At 64.1% G+C, this 320-nt stretch carries 1 pseudogene; it reads right to left on the reverse strand.

Going from position 1 to position 320, the window contains the following annotated elements:
- A pseudogene (locus ACYQ8L_RS18725) lies at positions 1–296 on the reverse strand (anaerobic carbon-monoxide dehydrogenase catalytic subunit); the annotation flags it as partial.
- Between the last annotated feature and the right edge of the window lie 24 nt (positions 297–320).

Raw genomic sequence — 320 nt, forward strand, 5'->3', positions numbered from 1 at the left:
TCCCGCGCGTTCTCCGTCCCGTGGAACTCGATGTGCTCCGCCCCCTCGATCTTGCACCGGTAGTTCGTGGTGAAGAACTTCGTGTGGAAGCACTTCGAGAGATTCGCCAGCCCCTGCTGGATGCACTGCACGTCCACCATCATCGCGTCCACGGCGCCCGTGATGATCACCGCGTCGCACTGCATGAAGTTCCCCGCATGGTGGATGCCCCGGCGAATGAGCTGCTCGTTGCCCGAACAGCACATCCCCACCAGGTTGATCCCCTCGGCCCCGGCCTCCTTCGCCTTCGCGATCATCTCCGGCGACTCGGCCAGCTCGCA

Source organism: Deferrisoma palaeochoriense (assembly GCF_054656955.1).